The following is an 8,451-nucleotide window of genomic DNA, read 5'->3' as shown; positions in this document are numbered from 1 at the left end:
TCAAGAAGCTGGGGATCAATCCCTGCGGCTGAGCGGGGGGCGGTGCATCAATCTTGCTGGCGGCTCGCGGCATGGGCATGCCGATGGGGGCACACGGCCAGGGCCAGGGAAGCTCCAAGTCCAAGGGCGCCCAGCAAGACGACGAGGCGCTTTACACCGAGGACCGGGCGTGGACCGAGGCCGTCATCGGTAACCGTCGTCGTCAAGACAGCAAGGAGTCGAAGTGACCAGCATGGAAATGGACCCGCATGTCGCCCAGACGTTAGCGCTGGCGGCACGGTTCCAAACGGCCCTCGATGGGACGCTCAATCAGATGAACACCGGATCTTTCCGGGGCACTGACGAGACCGAGACCGTCGAGGTGACGATCAACGGACACCAATGGCTGACCGGGGTCCGTATCGAGGAGGGCCTGCTGAAGCAGGTGGGCGCGGAGGTCGTCGGGGCGCGGGTCAACGAAGCGCTGATGAACGCACAGTCCGCGGCGACGGCGTACAACGACGCGGCGGGTGAGCAACTGGTCGCGGTCCTGTCCGCTTTGTCCGACACGATGAACAAAGGGCTGATCTAGCTCGGTTCTTAGCCACGTCGGCGACGGCTTGGACGCTGACGCTCAGCGTCCGGCCGGGCCATTGCGGCGTGTTGCGATTCCGTCTGGCGCCGTGCTGCGCGCATCCCGTCCCATCGCGGTTCGAGCGATGCAGCCATCACCATGGCAGGGTTGCCGGCGTCCGTGCGGAGCCGGATTCGGCGGCCGCCCTGATCCCAAATTGCCGCATCTAGCTGGTCTTAACCTCGGTTAGGCTTGTTAACCATGACGTCCGGTACCGCTCATCAGCCGTCGCCGCATCAAAGCCGGCGCCGTGGCTGTGCAGCGTGCGCACCGGTCGAACGATCCACTGCGGGTACCTACCCGGCAGGTCTCGTCGCTGCGGTATGGCGGCGGTTGGGAGGAGAGTAGGCGATGGGCATTCCGAGGCCGATAGGAGAGTACGCCGGGCAGATGCTCGAGCCGAGCGGGTGGCCGGAGGCCGATGAGGACACCTTCTACGACCGGGCGCAGCAGTACAACCGGGTCTTGCACCAGTTCACCGACGTGATGGATGCCTGCCGCCACCACCAGGTCGAGGTCTTCGACGGCGGTGTATGGACCGGTGGGGCGGCCAATGCCGCCAACGGTGCCCTGGGGGCAAACCTCAGCCAGATGAGCACGCTGCAGGACTACCTGGTAACGGTGATTACCTGGCACCGCCATATTGGCGGGTTGATAGCCCAGGCAAAGGCGGATATCGGCAACAACGTGGACGGGGCGCAACGGGAAATAATCGCGTTGGAGAACGACCGCGACATGGATGCCGACGCGCGCAAGGCCGCTATCGAGTCATTGGTGCGCGCCACGCACAGCGCCAATGCCAGCCTGGTGGCGGAAGCCGCCGAGCGAGTCTCGGCGTCCAGAAACTGGAAGCCGCCGCACAACGCGCTCCAGGATCTGCTCCACCAGGTCACGCCTCCCACCCCCGAGGTGCCGTCGTTGGTCGTACCAACTCCGGGCAAGCCTGCTCCCGCGCCCCCGGCGCCGAAGCCCTTCGAACCGACACCGGTCAACCCGCACAAGCCGGTGACACCGGGTGCACCGGTGACTCCGGTCAACCCGCGGCCGGCCCCGCCGGTCACGCCGGGCAAACCGGTAACCCCCGGCGTACCGGTTACTCCCGTCACCCCCAGGCCGGTTCCCCCGGTTACCCCGGGAACGCCGGTGACCCCGATCCCACCGGTGACACCGGGCAAGCCGGCTAAGCCGGTCACCCCGGTTAACCCGGTCAAGCCGAAGCCGGAGCAGCCGGCCAGCCCAGTCGCTCCGGTCAATCCCGCACCGGCCCCGGCGCCGGCCCCGGGCCCATCCACTCCCGTTTCACCGACTCCCGCGCCGGCACCGGCGCCGAGCCCGCAACCGGCTCCGGTGGGCCCGTCGCCATCACCGAGCCAGCCGTCGATGCCGAGCGATCCGGGAACCCCGTCGACGCCACATACCCCGTCGACCGAGCCCGCTCATGTGAAGCCCGCGGCCGCGACGGAGGCGCCGTCGATGCCGTCCGCGCAACCGACGGCTCCGTCGGGCCCGTCGCATGGCGACGACGGGTCGTCGTCACAGCCGATGGCGCCCGCAGCCGCCGGCGGGATGCCGGCTGCCGCTCGCGGAATGTCCGGCGGAACCGCCGCTCCCGCAGCATCAGCGGGCGCCGGCCCGAGCAGCGGGCAGAGCGCCGCGTCCAGTGCGGGCTCGCGCGCCGCGACCGGGCGGGCACCGTTGGGCCCAGCCGGCAGGGCACCGGCGGCAGCGACTCCTCGCCCGGCATCGGCGCGCATCGCGCCACCGGCCCGGCCGGCGCCGCCGCCGGAGGCACCCGAGAAGGAAAAGCGCGAGTCGGCCGACGACGACCTCACGGTGTTGCCGTCGGTGCCGGTTTCGGCAGCGCGGGCGGCGCGCGATGCCATTGCCGCGGCGTCCGGTGCCCGCCGCGGTAAGTCCGACCCGCTGCGGTTGGCGCGTCGCATCGCAGCCGCATTGAATGCGTCCGACGTCCGTGACGAGGGGGATTACGGGTTCTTCTGGGTCACGGCGGTGACCACCGACGGCGAAATCGTGGTGGCCAACAGCTACGGCCTGGCATACATACCTGACCACGTGCAATTGCCCGCGAACGTGTTCATGGCCAGTGCCGACCACGCCATTCCGGCGGACGAAAAGGCTCAATTCGCCACCTACCCGATACTGGCCGTGCAAGGATGGGCCGCGTTTCACGACCTGAAGCTGCGGGCGGTGATCGGAACCGCGGAGCAGTTGGCCAATTCCGATCCCGGCGTAGCCAAGATCATTTTGGAGCCGGACGATATCCCGGAGAGCGGCAAGATGACCGGCCGTCCGCGGCTGGAGGTGGTGGATCCATCGGCGGCGGCCCAGCTGGCCGAGACCGAGGACCTTCAGTTGCTTGGCCTGTTGCCGCCGGCGCCCGCCGATGCCAACCCGCCGGACGACGAGCGGCACATGCTGTGGTTCGAGCTGATGAAGCCGATGACCAGCAGCGCCACCGGCCGCGAAGTGGCCCACCTGCGGGCGTTTCGGGCCTATTCCGGACACTGCCAGGAAATTGCCCTGCACCAGGCATACGGTGCCGCCGACGCGGAGGCTCAGCGCCCCGCGGTCGAGGACTGGCTGTATTGGCGATATGTCACCGGTTTGCTCGACAGCGCCCTGACCGCGGCATCCTGAAACCTGCTGCGTACCGGGGCCACATCAGGCCCGGACCAGCGGCGACGCTCGAGATCGACGTGAGTGCGCAAAGGTTCCAGTGGAAGCTGGGCAGAAATTGCTGAACTTCCCTGTCAGGGCCACACAGATAGACAAAAGCGCGAGCGACATCAATATCGAGTTCCTGTGATACTCCCGCCATGGTGACGGCCCCGGCAGCACAATCCGCTTTCACTTCTATCGGACTGATGGCCAAATACACCTTGGTATTGGGGGCTTCATTACGCAGGGCCAGATTCGAAGACATCCTGAGCTTTGACCCTATGCTCCGCGGCGGATACACCGCGGTCGCGTGCGACACCTGGCAGCCTGATATCAATAACGTCACGCAAAATGCTGCCGCCGCCACGGGGTTCTTCACCACAGGGCGAGGCATAAACTGAGGCTATGACGAGGAACCTCGCAGCCAAGATCATCTGGGGTGTCACCGGTGTGGCCGCCGGCATCGGACTCTGGTTCATCTCGGTGATGACCTCGATGACCTTTGGCCTTTTATTCTACTCGGTAATCGGCGCCGCGTTTTTCGAGCTTACTATTTGGATCGTTTCGGCCCTTGTCACGCACAAGCGACTGCGGCGGCAGCATCCGAAAGCTGTCAAATATAAAATAGCACCGCTGCTCGCGGGTATGCTGATACCAATCGCATACATTGTCACCTGTGAGATAAGCGAATATCCCCACGCAATACTGCCGGGGTGAATTGACACTCGGTCAATAACTTGAGCTGATGTCTGCTAGCCGCGATCTTTCGCGGGGCTGACGTGCTGGCGTGAGCGGTTTCGGATTTGTAGTTTCAGAGCCGGCTGTGTCGGGTCGCCCGGAATATCGGTGGTGCCCGGCTCGTTGGCTCCCCGGTTGATGCACATCAGGATCGAGGCAGAACGTCGCGCTGAGGTAGATCTCGGCGAAACCGGTGCCCGCGGTTGGAAATCAGACGGGTGCTGCGACCGAGCCCGCCGACGCGTTGCCGCCCGTTGCGGCGTGGACAGGAGCACTGACCAACGTGGCTGCGCCGGCTCCGGCGCCGTCTTCGTCGTCTTTGTCCTCGTCCTTCTGGGTGTCATCGACGAGCTGCCCCTGCTGCTCCGGCTTGGTGTCGGAGGCGAGCTGGGCGGGAGATGCGCCTTGCGAGCTCTGTGAGGCCGCCTGTTGTGCTGACTGACTGATGGTCTGGGCGATCGGAGATGCTTGCTGCGCCATCTGACCGGCTTGTGGGGCCAGCTGGACGACCTGTGGCACCGTCGCAGCCACCCGCGGCGACAGCGCCTCGGCCTGAGCGCTTACCGCCTGGCCGAGCTGCGACACCACACCCGCGGGCGCACCCAGCAGTTGCGCCGCCGGGGCACCCAGCAGCTGCGTGGCGGCCGGAGCACCCAGCGATTGGCCAGCCTGTCCGGTCAGGTTTGCCGCGGCACCGGCTACCCCGCTGGCTTCGCGCTGTTGGCCGTCGGAGTCGAACTGGTACTGCGTCAAAGCGTCGCCCAGCGACTGATCGGCTTTGCGGTAGATGTCAGCCGCGGTGGCCATGCTGGTTGCCGTCCGCTTGAGAGCGGCACTGACGCCGGGTAAACCGTCGGAAACCAGTGATTCGATGCCCGGCATCGTCTCGTTGATCGCTGCGGATATCGGATCGGATCCGGTCGCCGCGATTGGCGCCGGAAGCGTCGGGAAAACGAGGTCGGCGAGTTTGCTTCCAGCGGCGATCAGGCGGGCGGGATCGACGGCCAGTGGTTCAGCCATCGCAAAATCCCTTCTGTAGGCTACCCATCGAGCAAATTTTACCCGACATCACATAGGGCCAATCGCGCCAATTTCGGTCACCAGTGCAGCGCAGAAAATGGCACGCTGACAGCTCAGAAGCGGATATTCCGGACCATGTCGAAGACGCTGGTGATCCACAGCAGCAGGGGAACGATGGATGCCACCATGGCGCCGTCGATCAATTCCAGAATCCGCTTCATCACCGGGGAGACGCGACGAACCTGAGCCGTGGCTCCCACGACGATCAGAGCCACCACGGCGGTGGCGAGGTAAACGGTCAGCATCAGCCAGGCGTAGTGCGGGTACCAGAGGCTGAGCCTGACCGCCAAGCCCGTCGGGATCACGACGGCCGCAGCCAACATTGCCCATGCACACCACCGGTCTGCGTACAGCCGCGACCGGAATCCACAGATCACGGTGATCAGGCCCGCGACCACCAGGCTGTGCACGAAGAAGTGTCCGTGCACCACAACCGCGATGGAACCGACGGCAAGGACCAGGGTCCCGGCCGTGACGTAACCGATGAGCAGTTGCTTGGCCAGCTTGCTGCGCTCGGTCAGACGTGCGGCGGACGCCGGCGCGGACGCGATGATGGCCTGCCAGGTCGGAGTCTCCTCGTTGGTGGCGTCTTGGGCGGTGACGGGATCGAGCAATTCCTCGTTGTCCACGGTTTCGCCCGGAACGGGGATGGGCGGTAGCGCAATCCGCGCGACGGCGACGGTCAGTTTGGCCGCATTCGTGACGATGAACAGCCCGAATGCGATCGCGCCCGCAGGGACCCAGTGCTGGTAGCCGTAGCCGAAGGCGACGGCGGCGGCGATGGTCGCGATGGATGTGATCGCGACGAACGACGCCAATTCATGACGCCGCCGAGGACCGCCGCGGGTCATCAGCGTCAGGAATAAGACGGCCGTGGCGGTAGCGGCGAGCTGCGGAGCTCCCAGCGAGTTGACTCCACGCGGCAGCGGAACGGCGATCGCCGCCGCGGCGGTGAGCGGTTGGTAGGCCGTGAGCAGCAGGCTCTCGGCCAGGCCCTTTTTCTGGTAGAAGCGCTTTGCGACAAAGCAGCCCACCAGGACCGCGACGCCGATCAGGCCTACTGCCAGCGGCCAGAACGGGCTGCGGCCGGTTGCCCACCACGCCCGCATGGCGACCGCGGTGATCGGCAGGGTCATTACCGGTATCGCCACGTAAACAAAACGATTCAGGGCCGAGCGGTCGAACTCCGGCGATTCGTCAAGCACCGCGATCGCGTCGATGACGTCTTCGACGAGCGGTCGATACCGCTCGGTCCGGCTCACGGTCACCAGGGTGAGCAATGAGCCGTCGACCACGCCGGCTTCGTCGAGCGATTGATCCAGTCTTAGCGGCGGGAATCCGGGACGGGCGAAGGCCCACACTCCCTGTGCGGAAAAGTCGAAGCCGGCCAAAACGTCGGGCGGGGTGTCTTCCAGCAGATCGGCTAGCACCGCGACGGTGTCGTCGATATAGGTTTCCATGGGCGCCGCCGCGGGCAGCACCAGGTCTGTCATCCGTTTGCCGGTAAGGATGGTCACCCGGGTGGTCGCGGGTTTGGGCGGAGTTGTGCCCGCTGCGGCGGCGGGGGCGGCAACGGCAGGTGCGCTCATCGGCGTCCGGCCCTTTCAAAATCGTCGGATAAGGCTGCTGCCAGCTCGAGGATTCGTCGTTTGTAGACCGGGCCGAGCTGTTCGAGGTGAATTTCGCCACCGGCCGCGATGTGCTTGTCCCACGGTAAGACCACCACCCGGCCGGGCTGGAGCTGCTGTTGGAACTGGCGGACCACGTGTTTTTCCGCGACGTTGGTCTCGCCAACAGAAACGTGGTCGACGACCACGCAGGCGCGGTTCAGAAGGTCCTGATATCCGTTGTGCCGCAACCACTCCAGGGCAATCGCGGTTTGACGCGCGCTGTCGATCGATACGTTCGTCACGATCACTATTGCCGACGATGTTTCCAGTACGCCGCGGGTCACCGGGTCGAAGAGCCCGGCTCCGCAGTCGGCAATGACGAGGTTGTAGAACTTGGATACCTTGTCGACGGCGATCCGCATGTCCTCACCGCTGAGCCCGCGGCGTGCGGTGGTGTATTCCTGAGTGGGCAGGATTTCCAGATTGGCGGCGTTCACGCTGGTGTGCGCGCGGACGTCGTTGTAGTGCGACAACTGCGGGTCGGCCAGGAGATCCGCGATCGATGAGGGCGACGAACGGCCCGCGCGTTCGGCGAGGTTGCCGCAGCCCGGATCCGCATCCAGCACCAAGATCCGGTCACCCCGCACCTGCGCCAGTGTCGTGCCCAGCGTGACTGTCGTGGTGGTCTTGCCGGCACCACCCTTCAGCCCGAGCACCGCGATCTGATACGAGCCGCGAGGTCTTGTGCTGACCCGGTTACGCAGGTCCAGTTCGTATTTCTCGTCGGGTGACAGTCCGAAGTTGATCCGGGTGACCGAGTGCACCCAACGCCGCCACCCTCGTTTGGATACCAGCTTCGCGGGCTTCCCGGCGCGACCACCATCGACCGCAGCAGGCTCGCTGTGCGGCCTTGCCGGGGCCGGAGCAGGTGGGAATTGGCCCTGGGCGGGAGAGTGCGGTGGTTGGGCGCGCACCGGGCCCGGCGGCTGAGCCCGCGTGGGCGCCAGCCCGGACGACGGAGGCAGTGCGGTTGTTGGTGTCGCGGTAGCGGCCTGATCGGCGCGCCGCCTGGCGCGGCGGCCGCCGGTGGGTTCGGGATGGGTTTCGGTAGGAGGCGGGGCGGCCTCGGCCTCCGACGGACGATCGGAGTCGGAGTGGCTTGGCGGTAACCACGCGAACGCGGTCGTCGGTCCGACCCTGGGGGCCGGTTGCGTCTGGTCTGTCGGCAGGCGTTGCGGAACGGCGGCACCGGGTGCCGACGGCGCCTCGTCGTCGTCCGGTTCGGGCCGATAGCGGTGACCCTTGCGGGCGCGTCGCGAATGCCGGGGAGCATCGGATGGCGGTTGCGCGGGGGGCGGAGTAGGTTGCTGATGCTCGCCGGGCCGAACGTTGTGTGGCGACGTTTCGGTCGCTACCGACCGAGTCGGCGCGGTAGGAGGTTGCGGTGGATTCGGAGCAGCCGCAAACGGTTCGGTGGCCGACCGCGATGGTTGCGGTGCTGCTGGCGGCGATGGTGATCGCCAAGTCGCGGCCGGTGGCGGTGGGGCGGGCCTGCGCGGGGCTTCGGCTCGCTGTGGTGCGGGCGTCGGCGGCGCGCCCATCGGCATCGGTGCGACGGGTGGTTTGGGTGACGGTGGTGCCGGTGGCGGTTCGGCCGAGGGTTGCTTGCCGGCCGGCGGTTCAGCTGCGGCGACCGGTTTGCCCGGCGGCGCAGTCTCCGGGGGTTGTGGC

Annotated in this window: 7 protein-coding genes and 1 pseudogene; 5 read left to right on the top strand and 3 right to left on the bottom strand. The window is 66.5% G+C overall.

What is annotated here, in order from left to right:
• Positions 1 to 32 precede the first annotated feature (32 nt).
• From BST40_RS30330 to BST40_RS26470, 5 genes and pseudogenes are all read left to right on the top strand, one after another.
• A pseudogene (locus tag BST40_RS30330) lies at positions 33 to 227 on the top strand (type VII secretion system ESX-1 target EspB); the annotation flags it as partial.
• A 5-nt stretch (positions 228 to 232) separates the two neighbouring features.
• Positions 233 to 571 (top strand): YbaB/EbfC family nucleoid-associated protein, encoded by a 339-nt coding sequence (locus BST40_RS26485; protein ID WP_036395221.1) that lies wholly within the window; start codon positions 233 to 235, stop codon positions 569 to 571.
• Between the two features lie 393 nt (positions 572 to 964).
• Positions 965 to 3,271 (top strand): secretion protein EspK, encoded by a 2,307-nt coding sequence (locus BST40_RS26480; protein WP_083156268.1) that lies wholly within the window; start codon positions 965 to 967, stop codon positions 3,269 to 3,271.
• A 179-nt stretch (positions 3,272 to 3,450) separates the two neighbouring features.
• Positions 3,451 to 3,693 (top strand): hypothetical protein, encoded by a 243-nt coding sequence (locus BST40_RS26475; protein WP_083156265.1) that lies wholly within the window; start codon positions 3,451 to 3,453, stop codon positions 3,691 to 3,693.
• A 4-nt stretch (positions 3,694 to 3,697) separates the two neighbouring features.
• Entirely contained in the window at positions 3,698 to 4,009 is a 312-nt protein-coding gene (locus BST40_RS26470) for a hypothetical protein (RefSeq protein ID WP_083156262.1), read from the top strand.
• A gap of 231 nt (positions 4,010 to 4,240) precedes the next feature.
• Here the strand turns inward: BST40_RS26470 and BST40_RS26465 are convergent, their stop codons facing one another.
• From BST40_RS26465 to BST40_RS33425, 3 genes are all read right to left on the bottom strand, one after another.
• A complete protein-coding gene (locus BST40_RS26465; protein ID WP_083156259.1) occupies positions 4,241 to 5,050 on the bottom strand; it encodes a hypothetical protein in 810 nt (269 codons plus the stop codon).
• A gap of 113 nt (positions 5,051 to 5,163) precedes the next feature.
• Positions 5,164 to 6,699, bottom strand: coding sequence for a type VII secretion integral membrane protein EccD (gene eccD, locus BST40_RS26460; protein ID WP_083156256.1), 1,536 nt, complete (start codon positions 6,697 to 6,699; stop codon positions 5,164 to 5,166).
• A partial coding sequence (locus BST40_RS33425; RefSeq protein ID WP_142276816.1) for a MinD/ParA family ATP-binding protein occupies positions 6,696 to 8,451 on the bottom strand: 1,756 nt, incomplete at its 5' end. The genes BST40_RS33425 and eccD, both read right to left, overlap by 4 nt.

Source organism: Mycobacterium persicum, assembly GCF_002086675.1.
Taxonomy (GTDB): Bacteria; Actinomycetota; Actinomycetes; order Mycobacteriales; family Mycobacteriaceae; genus Mycobacterium; species Mycobacterium persicum.
The sequence above is the reverse complement of the archived record's forward strand: the minus strand, read 5'-3'. Positions and strand labels throughout refer to the sequence as shown.